The organism is Caballeronia sordidicola, assembly GCF_002220365.1.
Classification (GTDB): domain Bacteria; phylum Pseudomonadota; class Gammaproteobacteria; order Burkholderiales; family Burkholderiaceae; genus Caballeronia; species Caballeronia sordidicola_C.
On record NZ_MTHB01000284.1, the window covers coordinates 1 to 23,521 of the forward strand.

At 58.6% G+C, this 23,521-nt stretch carries 23 protein-coding genes and 3 pseudogenes; 9 read left to right on the forward strand and 17 right to left on the reverse strand.

What is annotated here, in order from left to right; genetic code table 11:
• The coding region (locus BSU04_RS41575) for a transposase (RefSeq protein ID WP_144021193.1) at positions 1-281 on the forward strand (281 nt) is incomplete at its 5' end.
• A gap of 80 nt (positions 282-361) precedes the next feature.
• Here BSU04_RS41575 and BSU04_RS41580 read toward each other — a convergent pair.
• The gene (locus BSU04_RS41580) at positions 362-1,195 is read right to left on the reverse strand and encodes a spherulation-specific family 4 protein (protein ID WP_089166016.1); all 834 of its coding nucleotides are present in this window, start codon (positions 1,193-1,195) and stop codon (positions 362-364) included.
• Positions 1,196-1,430: 235 nt separating this feature from the next.
• On the opposite strand from BSU04_RS41580, the pseudogene BSU04_RS48395 reads away from it, so the two are divergent.
• Positions 1,431-1,704: pseudogene (locus BSU04_RS48395) on the forward strand (LysR substrate-binding domain-containing protein); the annotation flags it as partial.
• Between the two features lie 57 nt (positions 1,705-1,761).
• Here BSU04_RS48395 and BSU04_RS41590 read toward each other — a convergent pair.
• Together BSU04_RS41590 and BSU04_RS41595 are read right to left on the reverse strand one after the other, a co-directional pair.
• Positions 1,762-2,364, reverse strand: a complete 603-nt coding sequence (locus tag BSU04_RS41590) for a glutathione S-transferase family protein (RefSeq protein ID WP_256983877.1) — start codon at positions 2,362-2,364, stop codon at positions 1,762-1,764.
• Positions 2,365-2,522: 158 nt separating this feature from the next.
• A complete protein-coding gene (locus BSU04_RS41595; RefSeq protein WP_089166017.1) occupies positions 2,523-2,912 on the reverse strand; it encodes a DUF2917 domain-containing protein in 390 nt (129 codons plus the stop codon).
• Positions 2,913-3,401: 489 nt separating this feature from the next.
• Here BSU04_RS41595 and BSU04_RS41600 point away from each other — a divergent pair, with 489 nt between their 5' ends.
• The 3 genes from BSU04_RS41600 to BSU04_RS41610 all read left to right on the forward strand — a co-directional run bounded on the left by BSU04_RS41600 (position 3,402) and on the right by BSU04_RS41610 (position 7,269).
• The gene (locus BSU04_RS41600; protein WP_089166018.1) at positions 3,402-4,304 is read left to right on the forward strand and encodes a LysR substrate-binding domain-containing protein; all 903 of its coding nucleotides are present in this window, start codon (positions 3,402-3,404) and stop codon (positions 4,302-4,304) included.
• A 206-nt stretch (positions 4,305-4,510) separates the two neighbouring features.
• Entirely contained in the window at positions 4,511-5,788 is a 1,278-nt protein-coding gene (locus BSU04_RS41605) for a dicarboxylate/amino acid:cation symporter (RefSeq protein WP_089166019.1), read from the forward strand.
• A gap of 11 nt (positions 5,789-5,799) precedes the next feature.
• A complete protein-coding gene (locus BSU04_RS41610) occupies positions 5,800-7,269 on the forward strand; it encodes an aspartate/glutamate racemase family protein (protein ID WP_256983878.1) in 1,470 nt (489 codons plus the stop codon).
• Between the two features lie 52 nt (positions 7,270-7,321).
• On the opposite strand, the gene BSU04_RS41615 is transcribed toward BSU04_RS41610, so the two are convergent.
• Complete coding sequence (locus BSU04_RS41615) at positions 7,322-8,161, reverse strand: LysR family transcriptional regulator (RefSeq protein ID WP_089166021.1); 840 nt, start codon at positions 8,159-8,161, stop codon at positions 7,322-7,324.
• 126 nt (positions 8,162-8,287) lie between these two features.
• Between BSU04_RS41615 and BSU04_RS41620 the strand changes: the two genes are divergently transcribed.
• Both BSU04_RS41620 and BSU04_RS41625 read left to right on the forward strand, forming a co-directional pair.
• The gene (locus tag BSU04_RS41620; protein ID WP_089166022.1) at positions 8,288-9,001 is read left to right on the forward strand and encodes a haloacid dehalogenase type II; all 714 of its coding nucleotides are present in this window, start codon (positions 8,288-8,290) and stop codon (positions 8,999-9,001) included.
• A 22-nt stretch (positions 9,002-9,023) separates the two neighbouring features.
• Positions 9,024-9,812 carry an aldolase gene (locus BSU04_RS41625; protein ID WP_089166023.1) on the forward strand — a complete coding sequence of 263 codons (789 nt, stop codon included), beginning with the start codon at positions 9,024-9,026 and terminating at the stop codon, positions 9,810-9,812.
• A 144-nt stretch (positions 9,813-9,956) separates the two neighbouring features.
• Here the strand turns inward: BSU04_RS41625 and BSU04_RS48400 are convergent.
• Positions 9,957-10,112: pseudogene (locus tag BSU04_RS48400) on the reverse strand (LysR family transcriptional regulator); the annotation flags it as partial.
• A gap of 35 nt (positions 10,113-10,147) precedes the next feature.
• Entirely contained in the window at positions 10,148-10,807 is a 660-nt protein-coding gene (locus BSU04_RS41635) for a M24 family metallopeptidase (protein WP_089166024.1), read from the reverse strand.
• 261 nt (positions 10,808-11,068) lie between these two features.
• Here BSU04_RS41635 and BSU04_RS41640 point away from each other — a divergent pair.
• A pseudogene (locus tag BSU04_RS41640) lies at positions 11,069-11,341 on the forward strand (sugar ABC transporter ATP-binding protein); the annotation flags it as partial.
• Positions 11,342-11,474: 133 nt separating this feature from the next.
• On the opposite strand, the gene BSU04_RS41645 reads toward BSU04_RS41640, so the two are convergent.
• From BSU04_RS41645 to BSU04_RS41685, 9 genes are all read right to left on the reverse strand, one after another.
• Positions 11,475-12,101, reverse strand: coding sequence for a DAK2 domain-containing protein (locus tag BSU04_RS41645; protein ID WP_089166025.1), 627 nt, complete (start codon positions 12,099-12,101; stop codon positions 11,475-11,477).
• Positions 12,102-12,132: 31 nt separating this feature from the next.
• The gene (locus tag BSU04_RS41650; protein WP_089166026.1) at positions 12,133-13,131 is read right to left on the reverse strand and encodes a dihydroxyacetone kinase subunit DhaK; all 999 of its coding nucleotides are present in this window, start codon (positions 13,129-13,131) and stop codon (positions 12,133-12,135) included.
• A gap of 96 nt (positions 13,132-13,227) precedes the next feature.
• A complete protein-coding gene (locus BSU04_RS41655) occupies positions 13,228-14,229 on the reverse strand; it encodes an ABC transporter permease (RefSeq protein WP_089166027.1) in 1,002 nt (333 codons plus the stop codon).
• A complete protein-coding gene (locus BSU04_RS41660) occupies positions 14,226-15,794 on the reverse strand; it encodes a sugar ABC transporter ATP-binding protein (protein WP_089166028.1) in 1,569 nt (522 codons plus the stop codon). The genes BSU04_RS41655 and BSU04_RS41660 overlap by 4 nt, the downstream gene beginning before the upstream one ends.
• A 79-nt stretch (positions 15,795-15,873) precedes the next feature.
• Positions 15,874-16,980, reverse strand: a complete 1,107-nt coding sequence (locus BSU04_RS41665; RefSeq protein WP_089166029.1) for a sugar ABC transporter substrate-binding protein — start codon at positions 16,978-16,980, stop codon at positions 15,874-15,876.
• A gap of 221 nt (positions 16,981-17,201) precedes the next feature.
• Entirely contained in the window at positions 17,202-17,864 is a 663-nt protein-coding gene (locus BSU04_RS41670; protein ID WP_089166044.1) for an L-fuculose-phosphate aldolase, read from the reverse strand.
• A 5-nt stretch (positions 17,865-17,869) separates the two neighbouring features.
• On the reverse strand, positions 17,870-18,949 hold the full coding sequence (mtnA, locus tag BSU04_RS41675) for an S-methyl-5-thioribose-1-phosphate isomerase (RefSeq protein ID WP_089166030.1): 1,080 nt from the start codon (positions 18,947-18,949) through the stop codon (positions 17,870-17,872).
• An 89-nt stretch (positions 18,950-19,038) separates the two neighbouring features.
• On the reverse strand, positions 19,039-20,307 hold the full coding sequence (mtnK, locus tag BSU04_RS41680; RefSeq protein WP_089166031.1) for an S-methyl-5-thioribose kinase: 1,269 nt from the start codon (positions 20,305-20,307) through the stop codon (positions 19,039-19,041).
• A 90-nt stretch (positions 20,308-20,397) separates the two neighbouring features.
• A complete protein-coding gene (locus BSU04_RS41685; protein WP_256983880.1) occupies positions 20,398-21,093 on the reverse strand; it encodes a GntR family transcriptional regulator in 696 nt (231 codons plus the stop codon).
• Between the two features lie 142 nt (positions 21,094-21,235).
• Between BSU04_RS41685 and BSU04_RS41690 the strand changes: the two genes are divergently transcribed.
• A complete protein-coding gene (locus BSU04_RS41690) occupies positions 21,236-21,619 on the forward strand; it encodes a hypothetical protein (RefSeq protein ID WP_089166033.1) in 384 nt (127 codons plus the stop codon).
• Positions 21,620-21,745: 126 nt separating this feature from the next.
• Here BSU04_RS41690 and BSU04_RS41695 read toward each other — a convergent pair whose 3' ends face one another.
• On the reverse strand, positions 21,746-22,516 hold the full coding sequence (locus BSU04_RS41695; protein WP_089166034.1) for an SDR family oxidoreductase: 771 nt from the start codon (positions 22,514-22,516) through the stop codon (positions 21,746-21,748).
• Positions 22,517-22,604: 88 nt separating this feature from the next.
• Positions 22,605-23,459, reverse strand: coding sequence for an alpha/beta fold hydrolase (locus tag BSU04_RS41700; RefSeq protein WP_089166035.1), 855 nt, complete (start codon positions 23,457-23,459; stop codon positions 22,605-22,607).
• Between the last annotated feature and the right edge of the window lie 62 nt (positions 23,460-23,521).

Here is a 23,521-nt window from a genome sequence, read left to right on the forward strand (position 1 = left end):
GGCGGCTGGCCACGACGCTCAAGGAGCGTCTGCCGGGCGTCGTGCGCGGCATGCTCGACGGTCGCAGCAATGCCTATGTCGAGGCGATGAATGGCATGCTCCAACAAACCAAGCGGGCCGCGCGCGGATTTCGAACCGTGAAGAACTTCGTGGCCATCGCCTACCTCCGCATGTCCAGGCTAAAACATTTGCCGCAAAACCCTTTGCGTCCCGCCGCCTCGCGTGATCAAGGGATTAAACGCTATCGCGCCAGCCGTCAAGTTCCACTCAAAACGGCATAGAGCCTGGGCAGGCACCTTTCCCACACCTTGTTGATTGTGATTAGCTACGAGATTTTTTCAGCGAGTCATGGCACGATCACTCACTTTCCCAGTAACGATTTCTCAGCTTTCCAATAACCCGGCGTGTAGTTCCAAGTGGACCCGTTGGCGGGTTGATCGGTTACATACACATAGTTTGCTGTCGTTCCATTGACTGTGGTTTGCATTTGAGCTTGAGTCGCGGCGTAGGTCAGCAACCACGTCTTCACCCCAAGCGAAGTTGCCGTACTTTGAGCCGAATTGAGGTTGGTGAGATTTTTTTGGTATTTGCTATAAGAGTCTTCAAGTATCACTATGTGCTCGCCCTTTTGTGCGCTGGCGATAAAACAATTATTATTTCCCCACGTACCCGCATTCCAAACTACTGTGCCCGATACCCCCGCGTTTTTCATTATCGAACGGATCGCACTCCATTTAGGTGGAGTGCCTGAGCATTTTTGCTGATCAGTCAGCTGAGGTTTCTCACTAATACTCTCATTATCATAAGCAGCCTCGTCGAAGAAAATTCCATCAACGCCTCCAAGCGTGGTCTTGTAAGCGTTCAGGTTGGCAGGAATATCGCTGTAGCGTTGCTTCTCGGCTGTGGTTAATTGTGCGTAGCCGGTAGGAACATATCCGAGGACATACCCGCCTTGGGCGCGAATGTTGGCAATGATGGCCTTAAACTTCGTGATATCAGCTGAGCTCAGTTTAAGCGCACCGCTGCTCGGGTTAATCACGATGAATCCGCCTTTGGGAATCTGGCCACTGTATGTACTTGAAGTGTCGCCCCAATATGCGGGAACTCCAAAATTCGATGGTGCGGCTTGTGCAACAGGAACATTGAGGCCCATCAGAGCAGGAAAAATCACCCATAAACATTTACTTTTCAACATGGCTTGCCTCAGTACTTCCAGTTATTAAATTTAAAATTAAAGTAGCTAGATCTGATTTGATGTCCCGCGCTCTGCGTCTATGTGTGATTTTCTCCTTTAACCCTATAATTATTTGAGCCTAGTTCTTCGGGTAATCGAGGAAAATAAGAAAACTCTTAATAGCGAAAATCACAACGCTTTCTTTGATATTTGTCGACTTGTCCTCTCGCAAAACTACAAGCGGCGTATCGGTGCAATAAGCGGGCGCTATATAGCGAACCATGCGGGCGCGCGACTCGAAGCGGCACCGCAGGATTTCGGTATCGCGAGCCTGCCGAAATTCACCGTAGCCGGAGCTTTAGTTAGAGAGTGGGGAAACTCGTACAAGTGCTCGCCGACTGGGACTCGAAGCACTCGCTGATGTAGGCTCCGTGTGATTGCTCAATCCGCCGAATCGCTTTCTGCCACCCAAGGTGGGGGCGTTCATCGATTATCTGGTCGAGCATCTACACGACCGCAAGTGGCATTGACTTGGCGCCTGGCTTGCCCAAGTGCTTGCGCATGTGCTAATCCAGCAAGCTTGCATGCTAGAAGTCGAGCCGCCCAAACAATTCATCGAACGGGACCATCACGTGCTCGCGGAACGCCGGGCGAAGCTGAAGCCGTTCATACCAGGCTTCTACATTAGGAACGTCAGGCCGCTTGATATCCAGTTCAAAATAGCGGTAAAGGTTAGAGCCGGCCGCAATATCGCCCAGGCTCAGACTGTCGCCCGCAATGTAGGGCCGCTCGCCCAGCACCCGATCAAGGAGCTGGAAATGCTGCGCGCAACGACCAAGGTTCTCTTCGATGCTCTTCGCATTGCGTAAAGCCTCCGGTGTCCGGTAAAAGCCCCAGAACACCCCGGTCAGAAAGGCTGGCTGCAAGCTGCTCTGAGACCAATCCATCCAGCGGTCCGCTTGAGACCGCGTACCCGCGTCGTCACTCCAGAAACGCGGGCTGCCATAGCGCGCCGCCAAGTACCGCAAGATGCTGTGCGACTCCCACACGATAGTGCCGTCGCTGTCTTTAATGACCGGTACGCGCCCATGCGGATTGATGGCCAGGAACTCGGCGCTGTGCGTCAGGCCGAAGCTCCCTCCGGCGGGAATATGCTCATGTGGCAAATCAAGCTCGCCGATCAACCACATGACCTACTGAACGTTAGACGAGTTGCGCCGTCCCCAAACCTGAAGCATGAAATGTCCCCTGAAGTTGGATACCGATGACCTTGGCTATTCATTCGCCGCTAGTTCCTTGGTTAGCGGCCGGATAGGACCGGCCGCTAATTCACTAACCCGCTAGGCGACTAGCGCGATCGCAGTCGCGAAATATCAGCGAGGTAATCTCTTAGCCGCTCGATCCACTTGAATAGCGGTCTGCGTGCAACCGCATACTCGCTGGTCAACGAAATCTCCGCCGCTATGTTTGCGTCGGTGCTTAACCAGATGCGCTCCCCTCGCGTCACGCGAAGCACGTCACCCGCTTGCAGCCAGTAGTCATAAGGCGAGAAAATGCGCGTCACCCAGACCCTTGCCGTTCCCACACGCAACTCGGAGTCCGACCGCACACGCCATGAGGCTGTCTGGCCCGGTTGTAAAACAAAATGAATGACCATCTCCGGCGATAGCGCATGCGCTGACGCCGAGGTTACGGGTGCCGTCCGAAAAACACACTGCTCGCTTGATCCAACCATCATCTTCTCCGTCGATTAAAACCGAAAGACGGAGGCACCACAAAAAAAAGGCCCAACCGTTTTTCGGTAGGGCCTGGTGTTTGCGCATCTTGACCTATTTCTAATGCAAACACGTCCCCGAAGAAGTACCCCAAAGGGCATTCATTCGTTTAATAACCACTACGGACGTGAGCTTTTGCATGCGTTGAGTGTCAGATATCGTTTAGCGCTTGTCAACAAATTTTCAGCTTGGGTTTAAATTCAAGCGTAACAACACATGGTGCTCCTAAGTGCCCTACACCCGCCTAATCGTGCCGAGTATCGACTAGCCATTGGCTTACGGCGGTAAGTTGTATTGACGTCGCATACAATCGTCGTGAGTGGATCAACTTGCTTGAGCGCGCTTGGCAAAGCCTTGCCAATTATCCCGGCGCCGTCGTATTTGCGTAACAGCAGCTGACTCACCCAACGTACACACACCCGCTTCTCCACGAGAAGCCAGCAGGGAGCGGTATGGAGATCAAATGGATCGAGGACTTTGTTGCTCTCGCCCAGTACCAAAGTTTTTCGCGTGCCGCTGAGGTTCGCAATGTCACGCAGTCCGGTTTCAGCCGGCGGATTCAGGCGCTCGAACAATGGGTGGGTGCCGACCTGATCGACCGCAGCAGTTATCCGCCCACGCTGACACCCGCCGGACGTCTTTTCAGGGAAGCGGCCGACGACATTCTCAACCGCCTGTTCGACACCCGGGCCATCATTCGTACGGAACAGCGAATGCCCGGTATCGGGCTGCAGATTGCGGCGGGCCATACCATTGCACTCAGTTTTCTTCCGGCGTGGCTCAACGCGCTAACCGCACAATTTCGCGATGTCAGGGCGCGCGTGATTCCCACCAACGTCCATGATTCCATCCTGATGCTGGTGAACGGCAACTGCGAACTGATGTTTGCGTACCACCATCCCGACCTGCCGCTTCATCTCGATCCCACGCGCTATGAGTACCTGACGGTCGGCATCGACACGTTCATGCCCGTCTGCAAGCCGAATCAAAAGTCGGGGCCTTCATTGCGCTTACCCGGCACGGTGAGCCGCCCGTTGCCACTTATCTCATACACGGAGACCAGTTATTTTGGCCGCTGCCTGGCCTTGCTGCTTCGCCGTGCCAAGACGCAACCGGCACTGCGTCCGCACTACGAATCGGATATGGCGGAAGTGCTCAAGAAAATGGTGCTGGAGGGCGAAGGGATTGCGTGGTTGCCGAAAAGCTCGATAACAAACGAACTGAAAAACGGCGAGCTCGTTGCGGCTGGCGGCAAGGAATGGAATCTCGAAGTCGAGTTGCGTGTATATCGCGACGCATCGAATAGAAACGAATTCATTGAAACCTTGTGGCGATACCTGCGCTCGTCCACGTGAGTTCATATTCCTAGTGTTTACCCTAGTTATGCGACACGCGCATAACGACATGCTGAACCCGCATCGCGGGTTTTTTGTCCGCTTCTACTATCCGTCCAGAGACAGAAAAGGCCCATAAGCCAAGGCACGCCAAGGCGCTTTTCGTCAAACCCATCGCACGGTCGCCCACGCTCATCCTCGTGCGAGACACCTCTGGAAGGACTGAAATGAAAAACCGGTTAACGCTCTATATCGCTATCGGCATGGTGCTTGGCATCGTGATCGGCTACGTCTGTCACCGGACAGCCGTCGATTCGAACGCAGCAAAAGAAGTGGCCGGTTATTTCTCCATCATCACCGACATCTTCTTGCGGCTCATCAAGATGATCATTGCACCGCTGGTATTCGCCACGCTGGTGTCGGGTCTCGCAGGAATGGACGGAACGAGCGACGTGCGCCGCATTGGCCTCCGGTCAGTTGGCTGGTTCGTCTGCGCCTCGCTGATATCGCTCGCGCTTGGCCTCTGTCTCGCCAACCTCCTGCAACCGGGTGCGGGCCCTCACATGGTCCAGACCAGTTCTGACGTCAGCACGGGCCTGAATACCGCCGGGCTCAACTTCAAGGACTTTGTCACGCACGCATTTCCCACCAGCATTCTCGACGCCATGGCGCGCAACGACATCCTGCAAATCCTGGTGTTCTCCGTGCTCTTCGGCGTTGTGTTGGGTGCGATCAAGCCGGACCCAAGGGTGACACCCCTCGTACAAGCTATCGACGCCCTCGTTCCGGCCATGCTCAAGCTCACCGACTACGTCATGCGCCTTGCACCCGTGGGTGTATTCGGCGCAATCGCATCGGCTGTGACGTTGCATGGTCTCGATGTGCTGATGACATACGGCAAGCTGATCGGCAGCTTCTATGTGGGACTGGTACTGCTGTGGGTGATCCTCATCGGCGCCGGTTACGCGTTCCTTGGCAACAGCATCTGGTCGCTGCTCAAAGCAGTACGCGAGCCCGCCATGCTGGCGTTTTCGACCGCCAGCAGCGAAGCAGCGTATCCGCGCTTGACGGAGAAGCTGGAAGAGTTTGGCGTGGACAAGAAGGTCGTCGGCTTTACGCTGCCGCTGGGGTATGCATTCAACCTGGACGGTTCGATGATGTACCAGGCGTTCGCCGCCATCTTCATTGCGCAGGCCTTTGGTATCGATATGCCGGTAGGCACGCAGATCCTGATGCTGCTCGTGCTCATGGTCAGCAGCAAGGGCATGGCCGGCGTGGCGCGAGGCTCGGTCGTGGTGGTTGCCGCCGTTGCGCCGATGTTCCATCTGCCTCCGTCCGGCGTTGTGCTGATCCTCGCGATCGACCAGATACTCGACATGGGCCGGACCGCAACCAATGTGATCGGCAACAGCATTGCAACGGCCGTGATTGCGAAGTGGGAAACAGCTCGCGTCACGCGAACGCAAGCCCTGACCTTCGATCAGTTGCAAGGCGAAGCGAAATGAGGGAGAAGCGTATGCAGGGACGCCGCTCTTTGGGCGTCATTGGCGGACTCGGCCCGCTCGCCAGCGCCGACATGTTTTTCAAGCTCGTCAAGTCGACGCCCGCAACCGGTGACGCGGATCACTTCAATGTGGTCTTCGAGCAGCATCCATTTCGCGGCGCCGGCGCCACCAGCGCCGCGACCGTGGAACGCAAGCTCTACATCTTCGATCTCATCCGTGCATTCGAGAAACGCGGCATAGAGACGGTCGTGCTGCCCTGCTTCCTGAGCCACACCTTCATGGACGAGTTGAAGGCCAACTCGCCCCTGCAGATCGTGGACATGATCGAGGCAGTGCGACACCATGTGCGGCGCAAGTTTGCTTCCGTGCGTCGCGTTGGTGTGCTGGCATCGGACTACACGCGGCGCAACGGGCTCTTCGAACGCTATTTCGCTGCGCCCGAGTTCGACGTCATCCATCCGCAAATCGATGGCAACACGGACCTGGTTACGCATGCCGTGTACGGAGAAAATGGCATCAAGTCCGGCCATCTCCTGGGTCAGCCGGTTGAGCTGCTGAAAGCCGCTTGCGATGATCTCATCGCGCAAGGCGCGGAGATCATCTTGCCGGGCATGACCGAGATCGCGCTTGTTGCAGATGAGCTAGGTACGCTGCGCGTCCCGCTGATCGACTCGAATCTTGCGTATGCCCAATACATTGTGTCAGGCCCGTATGAGTCGCCGGCCAAGCTGTTCAAGGTCGGCGTGGTGGGCGGCGTTGGCCCTGCGGCGACAGTCGACTTCATGCAGAAGATCGTCGGCAACACACCGGCGAAGCGGGATCAGGATCACATCAAGCTGCTGGTCGAGCAGAATCCGCAGATCCCCGATCGCACCGACAACCTGATCGGCGATGGCCCGGACCCCACCATCTCGTTGTACGCCACATGCAAGAAACTCGAGAGCGGAGACGCCGATATCATCGCGATTCCATGCAACACGGCGCATGCGTTTGTGCAGCGGATCCAGCCGTATCTCAGGATTCCTATTGTCAACATGCTGACCGTGACGGTCCAGATGCTTCGCGATTCGTTTCCGTCGCTTAGCCAAGTCGGGCTCCTTGCTACATCGGGAACGGTAGCAAGCGGCGTGTACCGGCAAGCCCTGGAAGCGCAAGGATTGCGGCAAGTCTTGCCGAGTCCGGCATTGCAGGCAAGCGTGATGAATGCGATCTATGGCAAGGAGGGAGTAAAAGCGGGTTTCGTCAATGGGCAGTGTATGGACGACATCCGCGCGGCACTGGAAGGCTTGGCCGACGAAGGCGTCGAAGTCGTAATCCTTGGATGTACGGAGCTGCCGTTGCTGCTTCCGGACGCTCAATGGCTAAGCGCTCGCGGACAGACGATCACGCTGGTGGATCCAACGGATATCCTCGCAAAACGCTGCGTTGCGTACGCCACCGCAGCAGCCGAACTGAGGGTTGAGTCAGAAGGCACGCACTAAGACCGCATTAAGACCGCATTAAGACCGCATTAAAACATTACCTCGCGCGGCGCTAGACCTTGATCTCCGCACGCAAAAATTCGATCAATGCCTGCTGGATTGCATTAAGCGCGGCGCCCGCGCTCACCAACGCAAGCTCGGTTGGAGGCAAGTCCGGCAGATCCGTACAGATGCGATGCTCAGGAAGCACGGCAGTCGTCGGCAAGACCGACACGCCAAGCCCCGATGAAACAGCCGCCTGGATGCCGGTCAGGCTATGACTTCCGAACGCCACTCGCCAGCGCCGGCGCGCTTTGTCCAGGCCACGGATCGCGCGTTGCCGATACACACAGCCTTGCGGAAACAACGCCAGCGGGACCGGTTCGTCCGTCAACTCAACCCCTTCGCCCTTTACCCAGACGAGCGATTCTGGCCAAGATGCAAGGCACTCGCCGCTGCCGGGCTCGCGCTTGAGCAACGCAATCTCGAGCTCGCCTGCAGAAAGCTTACGCAGGATATCGACACTCATGCCGCTAACCGTTTCAAGCCGCACGCCGGGTTTCATCTTCACAAATCCCGACAGCATGGCCGACATGCGCCGTGCGTCGAAATCCTCCGGCACGCCAATGCGTACAGGCTCAAGCGTTAAGTCGCTGGTCAACGCGTCCTGCGCCTCCCTCGATAGCGCCAGCAGCCGCCGTGCATAGTGCGCGAGCAACTCTCCATGCTCGGTAGCGCTCACGTGATTGCCTGTCCGGTCGCGCAGCAGCAGCGTGCGGCCGACTGCTTCCTCCAGCTTGCGGATCTGTTGGCTCACCGTCGATTGAGTCCGGTGAACGCGTTCGCCGGCACGCGTAAAGCTGCCTTCATCGACCACGCAAACCAAGGTGTTCAACAACTCGAGATCCAGCATGAGCCGCCGCCGTGTTATTTGAATTTCGATTGACCTTCAGAGTTTAATTTAATTTCCAAATATCGATCAATCCTTTTACCGTTGCAACACTGACTTAACGACGTCACGAAACCAGGCGAACAAATCATGGCTCTCAACGCGCTTGAACACAGTAGCAGGCCGCAATGGCTCACCTTCGACTGCTATGGCACCCTGATCCAGTGGGATGAAGGATTGCAAGCCGCGGTCCGCAAGATCCTGTCCGCCAAGCAAACAGAGGCGGTTGATCCGGCCCGGTTCATGCGCATTTACGATGGGCATGAACATGCGCTTGAGCAAACTTCGCCGCACCGGTCGTTTCATAGCGTGACCGCGGATGCATTACGGCTCACACTCCATGAGCTGGGCTTGGAAAGCGACGCAGACGACGCCCGCACGCTAACAGACAGCATCTCGGCCATGCCGCCGTTCCCCGAAGTGACCGGTGCTTTGGAGCGGCTTAAGGTGGCGGGATATCGTTTATGTATCGTGTCGAATACGGATGACGAGATCATCGCCGGCAATGTCGCGCAGCTTGGCGGGTTGATCGATCGAGTCGTCACGGCGCAGCAGGCAGGCGCTTATAAACCATCGCGGAAAATATTCGATTATGCTTTTGACTCGATCGGCGTGACGAGGAACGACGTCGTTCATATTTGCGCCAGCCCGCACCTTGATCATGCGGCCGCACGCGAGGTCGGCTTTCGCTGTGTGTGGATCGATCGTGGTACCGGCCGCAAGGTGCTGCCGGATTACACACCCGACGCAACGCTTGCAACGCTCGACCAAGTACCTGTGTTATTCAATAGACTCGGCTGGTAAATTTTCAGGGTAATCAATCATCATGGCTCACTCGCTTTCTGTCGGCAGCTCCCCTTCTCCCTCGCGTATCGCGCGGCTTGATTCTGACGCTGTCATGCAGGCGCGCATCGAACTTGCCGCGTGCTTTCAGCTTGCGGCGCAACGGGGCTACGAGGAAGGGGTGTGCAATCATTTCTCGGCAGTCGTGCCTGGACACGACGATCTGTTTCTCGTTAATCCGTATGGTTATGCGTTTAGCGAGATCACCGCATCGCGCCTGCTCGTTTGCGACTTCAAGGGTAACGTAATAGCCGGTGATGGTCAGCCAGAAGCCACGGCGTTTTATATCCACGCGCGGTTGCACCGGGCGAAACCGCGAGTAAAAGCGGCTTTCCACACGCATATGCCGAATGCGACAGCGCTGTGCCTGATCGAAGGGCCGCCGCTTTTGTGGCTCGGGCAAACGTCGTTGAAGTTCTATGGCCGCACTGCCGTCGATGAGGATTACAACGGCCTCGCACTGGACGAGTCAGAGGGAGATCGTATTGCTGACGCCATGGGCGACGCAGACATCCTGTTCCTGAAGAACCACGGCGTGATGGTGGCGGGCGCGAGCATCGCAGAGGCTTGGGACGATCTCTATTATCTGGAGCGCGCGGCAGAGGTTCAGCTCAAGGCCATGAGCAGCAACCAGCCGCTCAAGCCCGTGCAGCATGAAGTAGCAGAGCGCACGTATGAACAAATGCGCTTGGGCGATGCACAAAGTGCCCGCGCGCATCTCGACAGCTCGATTCGCATATTGCGCAACCAGCGCAACGGGTTCGAGCAGTAAGCGTAAGTGTGAATATGCAGTTATCCGGTAGCGACAACACGCTGCCGCGACCGGATAACCATGTCAGAACCATAGGTCGGGCCACCGCCGCCCGCGCACGACGTTGTTGAACAGCAATGCGATAACCAGCAGCAGACAAACGCACCGCGTCCGCTCGACCATGACCAGCCCCACTTCTGCTTCAAGCGTACGGATCGCCGACGACAGCGCGGGCTGGGAGACGTGACAGGCTTCTGCTGCTCGCGCGAAATGTTTCTCGCGTGCCAACGTGACGAGATACTCGAGTTGCCGAATGAACATTGCGTCCTTTGTTAGCTATTCTTTGCCGACACGACTCAGGCAAGCAGGTCCTCGTAGAACGAGCCGAACGGCCTTGTAGGATGCGCGAGCTGAATTTCCAGGATCCAGAGCCCGGCCTCGGGGTGCGGTTCGAAGTTCCCGAGATTGCCCGCCTTGAAGATCGCGTGCGGGAAATCGCTCACGCGATGCCCCTTGATGTCTAGGTTCAATCTCCACCCAAGCGCCGACGCACGCTCCGCCGCATAGTCATACAACGCCTTGCCGCCGGATCCCGTCGTTCGCCAATGATGCTCGACCTCGTCGAAGACAGTCTTTGCCGCCTCCGCGCACGCCTTCATTTCCGCGTCTGCACCGACCACGAAAGTCGCGCCCGCATCGCCTTCATGGCCTTTCCAGACCACGCCAAGATCGACAAAGAAGATGTCATCTTCCTTCAGCCGCGGATCTTCCTCGGAACGTTGCTTGAACGTGCGCAAGGTGTTCTCTCCAAACCGGATCAGGATGGGATGCCAGATCCGCTCCATCTCGAGCTCCTGCAGAACCCGCTTGCACTCGCTCACCGCTTCCGACTCGAGCATTCCGGGCTGAATCCGGGCCGCCACCTGTTCCACGACTTCCCACGTTTTGTCGCGCGCGTAATGCATCGATTCGAGAACGAATTGCCCTCCGACCGCTTGTTGCGTGGTATTGCTCACTCAATCTCTCCGGCTTCGTTATATTCGGATAAATATATCGATGACCACTAGGAAAGTCCATTTCCGTGCCTTGAGGCGGACGGGAACGGCGTATTTCCTCCCGGCATCATGGTCCTATTCTACGCGGGCTCGGCTCCGTGCTCGCGGGCGACTTTGCCGACGGGCACAACGGGTACAGCCGCGTTGCGGGGCGAGGATATCGTCAAACGTTTGGGCGCGAAGACCGCACTCGACGGCGTGTCGATGACGCTCAGGCAAGGCGAGATCCTGCTGCTCGACGAACCGCTTGCGGCAATGGGTGCGCGCGAGGCGGGATTGATCATCGACCTGGTCCTGCGGTTGAAGGAAAAGCAGGGGCTGTCCATTGTCATGATCATGCATAACTACGCGCAAACGCTCGATATTGCGGATCGCGTCATGCTCATGCAGCGCGGCCGCATGACTTACGAGCGGGAAGCCGCCAGCACGTCGGTTGCTGAATTGATGGATATTGTGCGGCGCGAGTACCGGTCCATGCGGACGGCTGCAAGTTAGCGCCTGCGGCAGCCGTTATCCTGAAGTTGCCCCCTGCTTACCCGGTCCCCGCGCCTTGCCTGTTGATTCACGCTCGACCAATGCATGACAATGCGGTCTGACTGCAGACATCTAAAGCGGCCAAATTGCATCCTTACAGCTTGAACGCTGCTTGCAACGCAGCAAGAAACAGCAGGTAAGCGGTCGCACCCGGGTCCGCGTGCCCCACGCTGCGCTCCTGCACCCACGCAGCGCGTCCCTTTTGCGATTGCAATCCGGCGGTCGCATCGACTTGCTCCTGAGCCGTCGCGATCATCGCGGCGAGCAATTCAGCGGCCGTGCCCGTCGACGACTCGAGTACATCAAGGCTTGGGATCAGTGCATCGAGAACGGTCTTGTCGCCGACCTTGCTCTTGCCGCGTTCGGCAATCCGCCCCGCTACCGCGCGCCCGATCTCAACCGCCTCCGCCTTTCCCATCGACGTCTTCCCTGCCATTACCTTCGATGCCGCGAGCAAACCACCGCCCGTCAACGCCGCGAAAGTGGACGGATTAGCGGTCGAAAACGCCTTCCCGGCGCTGAGCAGAACATCAGCCACGGTCGCATCGTCCGGCAGACCCTCCAGCGCTTTGATGACCGCAGCGCAGCCGGCCGACACGGTGATTCCCAAGTCTCCGTCACCCAGCGCGGCATCGAGATCGCGTAGTTCGTCGGCATGTGCCGGCAGTGTGCTCAAGCTGCGCGTCAGCACGTCCCGGAGTTCCTTGCAAGTAACGCTCATCGCATGTTCTCCTGATTAATTCAGCGACCGGTCATTCGCGAAAGAACGGCGAGCGGGCGGGCGCTGCCAGCAGCGTCTCCAATTCGTCGTCGACGTGCATCACCGTGATCGATGCTCCCGCCATTTCCAGACTCGTCACATACTCGCCCACATACGATCGCGCGACAGCCAGCCCCTGGTCTGCAAGCATGCCCGCCGCTCGCCGATACAACACATAAAGCTCTTCCAGCGGAGTCGCGCCCAGCCCATTCACCAGGATGGCGACACGCGAGCCCTTCGGCAACGCGAGATCGCGAAGAATCGCGCCGGTGAGCCGGTCGGCAATTTCATCGGCCGTTTCCAGCTTGCCGCGATGCGACCCGGGCTCGCCATGAATGCCGATACCAATCTCCATCTCGCCATCGGGCAGCGTGAACGTGGGCTTGCCGGCAGCGGGCAAAATAGTGGGCGACAACCCGACGCCCATCGTTCGGCTCCGGCTGTTCGCCTTGCCGGCGATGCGTGCGACTTCGTCCAGCGAATCGCCCCGCTCCGCCGCTGCGCCCGCGCATTTGAACGCGAACACCATGCCGGCCACGCCGCGCCTGTCGGCGCTTCGTTCAGCCGGAGCAGACGCTACGTCGTCAGTCAGGACCACCGTCTTGATGTCGATGCCTTCGAGCTCTGCCATATCGGATGCAAGGTCGAAGTTGAAGACGTCACCGCCATAGTTGCCGTACACATACAGCACGCCCGCGCCGCCGTTCACCGCCTTGGTAGCCTCGAAGATCTGCTCGGATGACGGCGATGAAAACACATTGCCAACCGCCACCCCACCGCACAAGCCCTCGCCCACATACCCGAGGAAACCCGGCATATGTCCCGAGCCGCCCCCGGTCACAATGCCGACGCGGCCTAGCTTGGGCGCGTCGGCGCGCACCAGCGCGCGGCGGTCCTCGGTCGCCGCCTTGATCCATCCGGGGTGCGCAAGCAGCAACGCGTCGATCACCTCGTCTACAAAATTCTCAGGCTGATTGATGATCTTTTTCATGGGTCTTGTCTCCTTGAAGCGCGGTTTTGTCCGGTAGGTTCCGCGATGATCTTGTCGAGCCACGCGGTTTCAGCCGTCTTTTTTTACGGCTCGGGTTCAGAGCTTGCGCCGCTGGCTGACGGCGTCGAGCAGCACCGCCGCGAAGATCACGCCGCCCTGAATGAATTGCGTCCAGAACGGGTTCACGCCGAGCAGTGACAAGCCGACATTGATCACGCCGATCAGCACCACGCCAATGAAGGTCCCGACGATCGAACCACGACCGCCGGCAAGCGATGTGCCGCCAATCACAATCCCGGCAATCACCTGCAATTCCAGGCCGTTTGCCGCCGATGGCAGCGCCGAGTTGAGCCGCCCCGCCAGCACGATGCCTGCCACCGCCGCCGTCGCCCCAGCCAGCGTGTAGGTGAGGAAGATCACCCGGTTCACGGGGATCCCCGCAAGCCGGGCTGCTTCCTTGTTGCCGCCGACCGCAAACACCTGATGCCCGAAGGTCGTCTTGCGCAGCAGCACGTGGCCAATCACGAATACCACCAGCATGACGATCATCGGCGCAGGCAAGCCCACGAGCGTCTTGGCGCCGAATGCGGTGAACGCGTTCGGGAAATCGAACTTGGTCCGGCCATCGGAAATCGCGAGTGTGAGTCCGCGCGCCATGGCCATCATCGCCAGCGTCACGATGAACGGTACCAGCCTGAGCCACGCGACCGACAAACCGTTCAGCGCGCCCACCAGCGCGCCCACCACCAATGCCACGCCCAACCCCGCGATACCGAGTGCCACGTTGTCGGGGCTCGAGCCGGCCATCACGGTCGCCGCGACCATGCCGCTCAGCGCGACCAGCGAGCCTACCGACAAGTCGATGCCCGACGTGATGATCACGAAGGTGCCCCCGACCGCCGCAATGCCGACCACGGACACCTGCACCATGATGTTGGTGAGCGTGCTGGTGGTCAGGAATTCCGGTGACGCAATCGACAAGCCGATGCAGATCAGGATCAACGCTGCCAGCAGCGGCCCGAGACCGGTCCGCAATTGCCGGATGATGCGGCGGGAGCGCGCTTGCGAATCCGCCTGATTCGCTGCCGTGGAAGTCATGCCCCTACTCCTGTTGTAGCCCACTGGATAACCGTTTCTGAATCTGCCTTGTCGCGGGGAATTTCGGTGACGATATTGCCCCGGTACATCACGAGGACCCGGTCCGACATGCCCAGCAGTTCCGGCAATTCCGAACTGACCATGATGACGGCAGCGCCTGCACGCGCCATCGAAACCATATGCGCGTAGATCTCGGTCTTCGCGCCCACATCGATACCGCGCGTGGGTTCGTCCAGCATGATCACCGCCGGCTGCGTCGCCGTGGCGCGACCGAGGATGACCTTCTGCTGGTTGCCGCCCGACAAATTGCCGGTGATCTGCATCACCGACGACGCGCGCACACCAAAACGCGTGCTTGCTTCCTGCGCGAGCTTGCGCTTTTTCGTGTTGCTGACGAAGCCGCCCGTGGCAAGCGCAAGCAAGCTGGACAGCGCGACGTTTTCTTCGATGCTGGCATCGAGTACCAGCCCTTCGAGCTTGCGATCCTCGGACGTGTACACGAGCCCGTTGCGCACGCCCTGCGCAGGCGATCCGATGGAAACCTTCTGGCCGCGTATCAGCACTTCGCCGCCACTTAGCGGCAGTGCACCGAAGATCGCCTTGAGCAATTCGGTGCGCCCCGCGCCCGCAATGCCGGCTACCCCCACGATCTCGCCTGCGCGTACGCTAAAACTGGCGCTGCGCAGCACCGGCGGGCTGGCGAGATTGCGGACTTCCAGCATCACCGGACCATAGTCGCGCGGCTCCCACGGATAGAACGAATCCAGGTTGCGGGCGACCATGGCCTGCACCAGATCCTGCTCGGTCCACTGCGCCATGGCACGGGCACCCACGGTCGCCCCGTCGCGCATGACGACGGCCGAATCTGCGAGCTCAAACACCTCTTCAAGATGATGCGAGATAAAGATGATGCCCATCCCGGTTTCACGCAAACGCCGGACCACGGCATAGAGATTGGCGATATCCTCACGCTGCAGCGCGGCGGTGGGTTCATCCATGACGAGAATGCGTGCATCGCGCGCCAGCGCCTTTGCAACCTCGACAAGCTGGCGTTTATTCAAGGGCAGGTCGCCCAGGCGCATGGACGGCGAAACGCCTTCGAGACCCACTTGGGCGAGTGCTGTCCGGGCCATCTCGTTGGCCCGTTTGCGCAACACCAGGCCACTGCGCGACGGCATGCGGCCGAGGAACAGGTTCTCGGCAACCGTCATGTCATTGACTAGTGAAAGCTCTTGATAGATCACGGCCACGCCGGCATCGATAGCCGCATGCGTACCGCGCGCGAGAGGCTGTCCGTTGATCTCGATCGTGCCTTCGTCCGGCTCGTAGGCGCCCGAAAGCGTCTTGATCAACGACGATTTTCCCGCACCGTTCTCGCCGACGATAGCCATCACATGGCCGGCCTGCAATTCGAGGCTGACTCCTCGCAGCGCCTTGACGCCGGGGAAGCTCTTGACGATACCTTCCATACGCAACAGCGGCGGCGCAGCGACCGTGCTGCCCGCGTTAGTGACCGCGTGGTGCGGGTTGCCGGTGCTTACCTCGGAACCCCTCTCACTGTTCATGTTCGGGTCTCACTCAATATAAGATGCACAGACACATGCATGCGCGCTCCCCAATGCTGCGGGAGCGCGCATGAGCAGCTTATTGACTGACCTGCTCGGACCAGAGCCCGTACTTCTTCGTCTCATCCGAATCAATATTGCTCTTGTCGATCAACAAGGTCGGCCACGCATAGTTCGCCGGAACGGACTTCTTCGCACTGTAGTCCGCAATGAAACTCAGCGCCTTCGCCGCCATCTCGATCGGGTTCTGCGAAATGGTGGCGTCCTGCTTGCCCGCGCGAATGGCGGAAAGCGCTTGCGCCGTACCATCTGCGCCAATCACCATGATGTGGTCCTTGTCACCGAGTGGTTTATAACGCCCGGAGTTGTCGATCGCCTTCTCCGCACCCACGGTGTTGTCGTCGTTCGCGCCGAACACTGCATCGATCTGCGGGTACTTCTGCAGGATGTTCGTCATCGCGTTAAGCGACTTCTCCTGGTCGAACGCACCTTCCTGGCGTGCGACCACCTTGATGTCAGGATACTTGGCGATTGCATCGCTAAAGCCCTTTTCGCGATCGGTAGCCGCGGTCGTGCCGACCAGTCCAATCAAGTCGACCACGTTGCCTTTCGCGGACCCGTAGCGCTTCGTCAACTGGTCGGCGATCCACTTCGCCCCGGTTGCGCCAAGCGCCACGTTGTCCGACGCCACGAAGGACGTCACCTTGCCGCCGTCCGAACCGCGGTCCAGCGTGAACACCGGGATGCCCATGGCGTTGGCTTTCTCGACAGCGGGGATGATCGCTTTCGAATCAATCGGATTGAGCACCAGTGCGGTGACGCCCTGGCTCAGCAGGTTGATGGCGTCATTGACCTGTTGCTGTGCGTCGCCATTGGCATTGGTCTGAACGAGATCGAAGCCCTGCGCTTTGGCGCCCTTCTCGACCCCGGACTTCAAGCCGACGAAAAACGCGTTGTTCAGCGTGGAAACCGAAAAGCCGACCTTCACCTTGCCGCCGCCCGCATCCGATGCCGCTGCCGCCGGTGCCGCGCTTGCCGCAGCGCTTGCTCCTGCGTCGGTCGATGCCGTTGTCGACGTCTCGCTCTTCGAGCAACCGCTTAGCGCGGCTGCCGCGCAAAGCGCCAACGCTCCCGTCGATGCGCCAACCTTCGACCATCTGTCGAACCTTTCTGAATTCCAGGCCATAACCGTCTCCGTTGTGTAAGTTTTAAAAGCAGGTTGAGATTGCCTTGCATCTTCTTCACTTCGATCGACAAACTTCTGGCTGAAGCGATGAAGCCAGAACTCAACAGTAGATCGTCGAGCGAAATACAGCCTATCGTGATCGAATGCTATCCTCGCCGTTCACGGCACGCCATCCCCAAAATCGAAAGGGCTCGTTGCAAAATTGGAGCACATCCGTCCCTTCAAGCTTTGCTTCGCAAACCATATCCCTTGAATTTTTCGATGACTTCGTTGATTGCCTCATCGGACAAGACCGGTGGCGCTCCGAGCTGGCAAGCAAGCAGATACTGTTGAGCGAGGACTTCCACTTCATTGGCCAGCCACAACGCACGAGCGAGATCATGTCCGATGGCAATCACGCCGTGGTGCGCGAGCAAGCACGCTGTACGGTCTTTCAAGGCGGTAATGGCATGAGCAGATAACGCCTGACTTCCGAAGGTCGCATAGGGTGCGCACCGTATGGAATTGCCGCCAGCCACCGCCACCATGTAGTGATGTGCAGGTATACCCCTGCTATGAATAGCCAGAGCCGTAGCGGCGTTTGAATGGGTATGCACCACCGCGTTGATCTCGGGCCGCGAACGCAGGATGTCGCGATGAAACCGCCATTCCGTCGATGGCCGGCTTTGCTCGAACACTACCGCGTCATCACTCACATCAAGCGGCAGCCAGACGATATCCTGCGCTTTCAACTCGGCATAAGGGACGCCGCTCGGCGTGATCAGCAAACCATCCTGCCATCGCGCACTGATGTTGCCGGAGGTTCCCTGGTTTATCCCAAGGCGTTCCATCTCGAGGGCGGTCTCAATGACCTCCCGGCGCAGTGCGGTCTCGGCGGCCGGCATGCTGTTCACAACGCACCTCCGCCGGATGAAAACAGGGTGGTGAAGTTCTGATCGAAGGGCTGCTCCACAATGCCGCGCTCGGTGATGAAGCCGGTTACAAGATCGTGAGGGGTGACATCGAAGGCCGGGTTGCGCACCTTGATATCGGCGGGCGCAGTGGGCTGGCCTGCAAGATGCGTCACCTCGTGGTCCTGGCGCTCTTCAATCACGATGTCCGATCCGTTCGCCGTCAACAGGTCAAGCGTCGACGACGGACATGCGACGTAAAACGGTATGCCGAAATAACGCGCGGCAATGGCGACGCTCAGCGTGCCGATCTTATTGGCGAAGTCACCGTTAGCCGCCACCCGATCCGTGCCCACAATCACCAGGTTCACCAAGCCCTGCGACATGATGGAAGCCGCCATGCTGTCGGTGATCAGCGTCACGTCGACGCCGGCTCTTTGCAGTTCAAAGGCCGTGAGACGTGAGCCTTGCAGCAAGGGGCGCGTTTCATCGGCGAAAACACGGAAGGGGATGCCCTGCTGATGAGCCATGTAGATCGGTGCAGTCGCCGTACCTATACCCGTTGTCGCCAGCGCACCCGCATTGCAATGGGTCAGCACGCCGCAACCGGGCGTGATCAGGGACACACCATGCGCACCGATGCCGGCGCAGAGCGCCTGATCCTCGGCGTGAATCTTCATGGCCTGCGCAACCAGCACCTCGTACACAGCTTCGGGATCTTGCGTTGCCGAGCGCTGCGCAGCCGCCAACATACGTTTGAGACTCCAACTCAGGTTCACGGCCGTCGGTCGTGCCGAATCCAGGAAGCTGGCTTGCTGAACTAATTGCGACTGAAAATCCTGCGTGGAGAAGTGCCGCAACGGTTGCATCGCCACACACAAACCGTAGGCTGCCGCCACCCCGATCGCCGGCGCACCGCGCACCCGCAACTCGTGAATCCAGCGCCACACATCCTCTACCCCGCTGACTCGTTCAACCACAATAGCCTGCGGCAGTCGCGTCTGGTCGAGAAGATACAAACCCTCCTGCTGCCAGGCAAGCGTCGCAGGAAGGGCATCGAACGGCGCCGGTGAAACCATGAGTTCTCCAGATTGAATAACCTTGTCCTGATTCGACGTTCCATCACGACGTTCGCCGGCCTGACCAGCATGGGTTGAGGTTAGCGCGCTCACACGCAGTCCTCGCTCTGCGCGCCGACGGTCCTTGCAAGAGCGAGAACCTCGTCAATGCCGTCGAACCGCTGGCGTTGCACAAGCAAGGCTTCAGCAAAGCGCAGACAACGCACTTCAATTTCGGCGCGTGCTGCTTCGTCGGGAATGCTCGTGATCTCCGCAACCTTCGCCATTCCCACAATCCGGCGAATCATCTTGCAGCCGGCGAATCCGAGTGTTTCCGCAAAAAGCCTTCGCACGAAATGGGTTCGAAATGCTTCCGAGCACGCTGCGTCAGGATCTTCGCCAATGAAGTGCTGCTTGCTGCGGCTTTCATGATCGCGCCAGAGATTCAGGAACTTTTCTGCGAAGCCGTTCCAGATCTGGGCGGCCTGCTCAAGCAGCCATTGCTGGTAGTGCCCGGGATTTTCACCTCCGGCACGGCCATGCCAGTCGCGAGAGAAGTACGCTAACCAGAGATTAGCCAGGATCGCACCGACATCGAAACCCATTGGCCCGTAGAAAGCGAACTCCGGATCTATCACGAAGGTTTCGTCCTCATTGACCATGATCGACCCGGTATGCAGGTCGCCGTGCAGCAAACTCTCCGCATGATTCATGAACGCCCATTTCATTTCCGCGACGGCAATGCGCAACGCCGCCGACGTTCTCAGCCGTTCTACAGCGAAGCGAGGCAAGGCAGGGCTGTAACTGTTTGAAGGGTGATCCTCGAACGGATAGGTAAAAACGAGGTCCTCCGTGATCTTGCAGAGCTCGCTATTGACCGCCGCGCTAACGGCCTCCTTCTTCACATGCGGCGCGAGGAACAGATCCGAACAGAAGAACAGCGTATGCGCGAGATAGGTGGAGAGATGATCGCCCAGCTTTGGATATACGATCCCTTCCATCAAGCCTTGTCGAAGGATCTTGTGCGAGGACAGACGCTGCATGACCATCAGGAACAGCTCACTGTCCGCGTGATAAACCTCAGGCACGTGTTGCGGGCATAGCGCGCCGAACCGGCGCAGCGCCGCCACCTCATGCTCCATGCGCTGGCGCGTCAGCGGCCAGCTCGTTCCGACCAGACGCAGGAAAGGCGGCGCCTGTTTGACGACAACGCTTTTCTCCGGTGCCCGAGCGTTACTGACGAAATAAACGAAATTCAGATTGCCGTCGCCGACTTCGACTACGTCCAGTTCATCGGTATTACCGAGCAACGCACGCACCGCCGGAACGCCGCCAAGGTAAGCCGTCAAGTCAGCAGAATTCAACGCTTCAAATTCCATCGATTCCTCCTTCACACGCGTCTTCAGGCTTAACTTGGCGCGGCATGCTCAGTGGCGCTTTGCTGCGCTACGGTGCGCTTCAGTCGCGCTTCAGTGGCGCTTGCGCACAAGATCGAACTTGAAGATGCTGGTGTTGTAGTAGTCGTTGCTGTAACAAATAGGTTTGCCGGTATCGTCGAAATCCACTTCATCCAGCAGCAGGAACAGACCGACTCCTTCCCGCAATTCCGGCAAGTCCCTCGACGTCAGGATCGTCGGTTGAATCGAGCTATGCGTATGCGACAGGCGAAGCCCGGTGCGCTCGAACATCGCGAACAAGGACTCGCCCATATCGCCATCGGCTCTGTCGTATAACGCTTTCGGCACGATGTCGATGCAATACGCCGCAACGGCGTCATCGGCCCAGCGTACCCGCTCGATCCGCACACACGGGTCACCCGCTTGCAACGCGAGTTTTCGCGCCAGGCTTTCGGACGCGGCAACCGGTTTGATCTGCAAACGGCTGGTCGATGGAACCGCGCCGACACTCTTGATCATGTCGGTCACGGACATCAGATCATCAAGGCCGCCTTCCAGCTTTAGGGAGATTTGTCTGATGAACGTGCCTCGCCCCTGTATGCGCGACAAAAGCCCGTGCGAGATCATCTGCGCCACGGCCTCGCGCAAACTGGAACGCCCGACGCCAAGCTGCTCGCAAAGCTCTATTTCAGTGGGAATCTGATCGCCGGGCTTCAGCGCTTTTTCCCGAATCATCGTGCGCAGAGAGTCCTGTATTTTCTCGCTCATCGATCGCTCTACACTGAGGCGCATGGCTTGTTTTTTCGCGTTGACTTGGTGCAAGATACATCAGACGTCTGATGTTTTCTTCAGGACTTACCCTGAGATTTATGTCATGTCATCTTCACCCTTCGCCCACGACTTCACGCCAATGCCCTCTTCAATCCGCAATTCGCTCGTCTGGATCTTCGAAGCATTCGAGAGCGATTCGACCTACATCGCCAAGCGGATGTTCGGCAGCGACGCCGCCTATATCGATGGCTTGTTGTGTCTGGTTGCCGCCGATCGCGACCCGCCGTGGAACGGCTTGCTCGTGTGCACATCGCAAGATCGCCACGCCGCTCTCATTGATGAAATGCCCGCACTGCAACCGCATCCGGTGCTCGCTAAATGGCTTTACGTACCGCAAGACGATCCGGCGTTTGAAACCATCGCGCAATGGATGACGGCACTCGTGCTTGCACGCGATCCGCGCGTGGGTGTCGAGCCCAAGCCCCGTCGACGTAGCGGGAAATCCACGCCACCAAAAAGATAACGCGATCGATCAGCGTTTCAAGCGCATGTGTTCCAGTCCGTAGGCAGTGCCATTCAAATTGTCGTTAGATATGAGCCGGTCAACTAGCCCACGATCCCTTGTGTGAATGCTGATTCACTCGCCTGCTCAGATCGACTTGACCTCACCCCCGTCCATTCGAATGGCGGAGCCGGTCATCCATCGAGCCCCTGGTGAAACGAGGAATGCCATCAATTCAGCAATGTCTTCAGGCTCGCCGTAGCGTGTAATCCCCACTTCAAGCGGGAATCGATCGGTTGCCTCTTCGACCGTCATGTTGTGCAACGGCGCCCAGTGCTCGAGATAGGAGCGTCGACGCCCTGTCATCACAGGGCCGGGCAGCACGCTGTTCACCTGGACACCGTCAGCGATCCCCCGGTCGGAAAACGCCTTCGCGAGCGCAATGATCGCCGCGTTGATTGTCCCGACCGCCGCGTAAGGTGCTTTCGGAAAAAGTGCGGAATTCCCTGAGATCAGGACGACAGAGCCTTTGGAAGCCATCAACGCAGGCCACGCTGCAACGCTCAGGCGACGGGCACCGTGCAACTTCAGCGCCATTCCAGCATCCCACTGCTCGTCCGTCATCTCGAGCACGTCGATTTGAGGAACGGCGCCCGCAATATTGAGCAACGCGTCGATGCGCCCGAACTTGGCCAGTGTTTGCTCCACGACCTCCTTCGCCGCAGACGGGTGGGACAGGTCCACGTCAATGACAAGAGGCTCCGCACCAGCCTCCTTGACGGCCGCAGCCGTCTCCTCGAGCTTGGCGCGATTGCGCGCAACCAGCACGATGGAGCCAAAATCCCGCGCGAGACGGACTGCCGTGGAAAAGCCGATGCCCTGGCTGGCTCCCGTAACAACAGCAACTGCGTTTGACATGTCAATTCTCCTAAGTTTATGCACGCGCCGGCGTTCAGTCGTGAACGGCCCGCAGCAGGCAAAGCTCAACCTGCCGCACAGGCTGGCTTCATCGAGAGAGGAATTCGCCGATCGCCGCAGCGATCTCCGCGGCATGCGTTTCCAGGGCGAAGTGGCCGGTATCGTAGAAGCGAATATCGGCGTCCGGAATGTCCCGCTTGAACGCCTCTGCGCCCGGCGGAAGGAAGAACGGATCGTGACTCCCCCACACAGCGAGAAACCGAGGCTTGTGCTTGCGGAAGTACGCCTGGAACGTTGGATAGAGCGCAACGTTGCTCTTGTAATCACCGAACAAATCCAGTTGAACCTCATCGGCTCCCGGGCGCGTCATGTAGAAGTTGTCCAGCGCGATACCGTCCGGCGAGACCGCCGCCTCGTCGGCCACGCCATGGGTGTACTGCCAGCGTGTCGTCTCCGGGGACAGGAAGCCGCGAAGCGCTTCGCGGTTCTCCTCTGACGCATCCTGCCAATACGCACGGATCGGGTTCCATCCGTCGCTCAAGCCTTCCTCGTAGGCGTTGCCGTTCTGGGAAATGATCGCCGTGATGCGCTCGGGATGCTTGACTGCGATCCGCAACCCGGTCGGCGCCCCGTAGTCGAATACATAGACCGCAAAACGGTCGAATCCCACCACTTCGGTAAAGCGATCGATGACGCCGGCGATGTTGTCGAAGTTGTACTTGAACTGCTCGCGAGGCGGCATGTCGGACAGGCCAAACCCGGGCAGGTCCGGCGCGATGATATGAAAGCGATCGGCCAACAACGGGATCAAGTCCCGGAACATGTGGCTGGAACTGGGGAAGCCATGAAGCAAAAGCAGCTTGGGCGCTCCCGAGAGCCCTGCTTCGCGATAGAAGATATTGAAGCCGTCGACATCCGCGGTACGGTACTTGATACCAGTCATGGTGATTCTCCTCGTTGATACCTACAGTTGCGCCAAATGCCCTTGGCGATAAAGCCACTGCG

Coding starts and splice junctions, on each gene's coding strand:
- BSU04_RS41650 (WP_089166026.1), bottom strand. CDS start 13,131: ATGAAAAAGATCATCAATCAGCCTGAGAATTTTGTAGACGAGGTGATC.
- BSU04_RS41595 (WP_089166017.1), bottom strand. CDS start 2,912: ATGATGGTTGGATCAAGCGAGCAGTGTGTTTTTCGGACGGCACCCGTA.
- BSU04_RS41655 (WP_089166027.1), bottom strand. CDS start 14,229: ATGACTTCCACGGCAGCGAATCAGGCGGATTCGCAAGCGCGCTCCCGC.
- mtnK (WP_089166031.1), bottom strand. CDS start 20,307: ATGGAATTTGAAGCGTTGAATTCTGCTGACTTGACGGCTTACCTTGGC.
- BSU04_RS41590 (WP_256983877.1), bottom strand. CDS start 2,364: ATGTGGTTGATCGGCGAGCTTGATTTGCCACATGAGCATATTCCCGCC.
- BSU04_RS41645 (WP_089166025.1), bottom strand. CDS start 12,101: ATGAGCGTTACTTGCAAGGAACTCCGGGACGTGCTGACGCGCAGCTTG.
- BSU04_RS41665 (WP_089166029.1), bottom strand. CDS start 16,980: ATGGCCTGGAATTCAGAAAGGTTCGACAGATGGTCGAAGGTTGGCGCA.
- mtnA (WP_089166030.1), bottom strand. CDS start 18,949: ATGGTTTCACCGGCGCCGTTCGATGCCCTTCCTGCGACGCTTGCCTGG.
- BSU04_RS41685 (WP_256983880.1), bottom strand. CDS start 21,093: ATGAGCGAGAAAATACAGGACTCTCTGCGCACGATGATTCGGGAAAAA.
- BSU04_RS41625 (WP_089166023.1), top strand. CDS start 9,024: ATGGCTCACTCGCTTTCTGTCGGCAGCTCCCCTTCTCCCTCGCGTATC.
- BSU04_RS41700 (WP_089166035.1), bottom strand. CDS start 23,459: ATGACTGGTATCAAGTACCGTACCGCGGATGTCGACGGCTTCAATATC.
- BSU04_RS41660 (WP_089166028.1), bottom strand. CDS start 15,794: ATGAACAGTGAGAGGGGTTCCGAGGTAAGCACCGGCAACCCGCACCAC.
- BSU04_RS41615 (WP_089166021.1), bottom strand. CDS start 8,161: ATGCTGGATCTCGAGTTGTTGAACACCTTGGTTTGCGTGGTCGATGAA.
- BSU04_RS41605 (WP_089166019.1), top strand. CDS start 4,511: ATGAAAAACCGGTTAACGCTCTATATCGCTATCGGCATGGTGCTTGGC.
- BSU04_RS41620 (WP_089166022.1), top strand. CDS start 8,288: ATGGCTCTCAACGCGCTTGAACACAGTAGCAGGCCGCAATGGCTCACC.
- BSU04_RS41670 (WP_089166044.1), bottom strand. CDS start 17,864: ATGCCGGCCGCCGAGACCGCACTGCGCCGGGAGGTCATTGAGACCGCC.
- BSU04_RS41690 (WP_089166033.1), top strand. CDS start 21,236: ATGCCCTCTTCAATCCGCAATTCGCTCGTCTGGATCTTCGAAGCATTC.
- BSU04_RS41580 (WP_089166016.1), bottom strand. CDS start 1,195: ATGTTGAAAAGTAAATGTTTATGGGTGATTTTTCCTGCTCTGATGGGC.
- BSU04_RS41695 (WP_089166034.1), bottom strand. CDS start 22,516: ATGTCAAACGCAGTTGCTGTTGTTACGGGAGCCAGCCAGGGCATCGGC.
- BSU04_RS41610 (WP_256983878.1), top strand. CDS start 5,800: ATGCAGGGACGCCGCTCTTTGGGCGTCATTGGCGGACTCGGCCCGCTC.
- BSU04_RS41600 (WP_089166018.1), top strand. CDS start 3,402: ATGGAGATCAAATGGATCGAGGACTTTGTTGCTCTCGCCCAGTACCAA.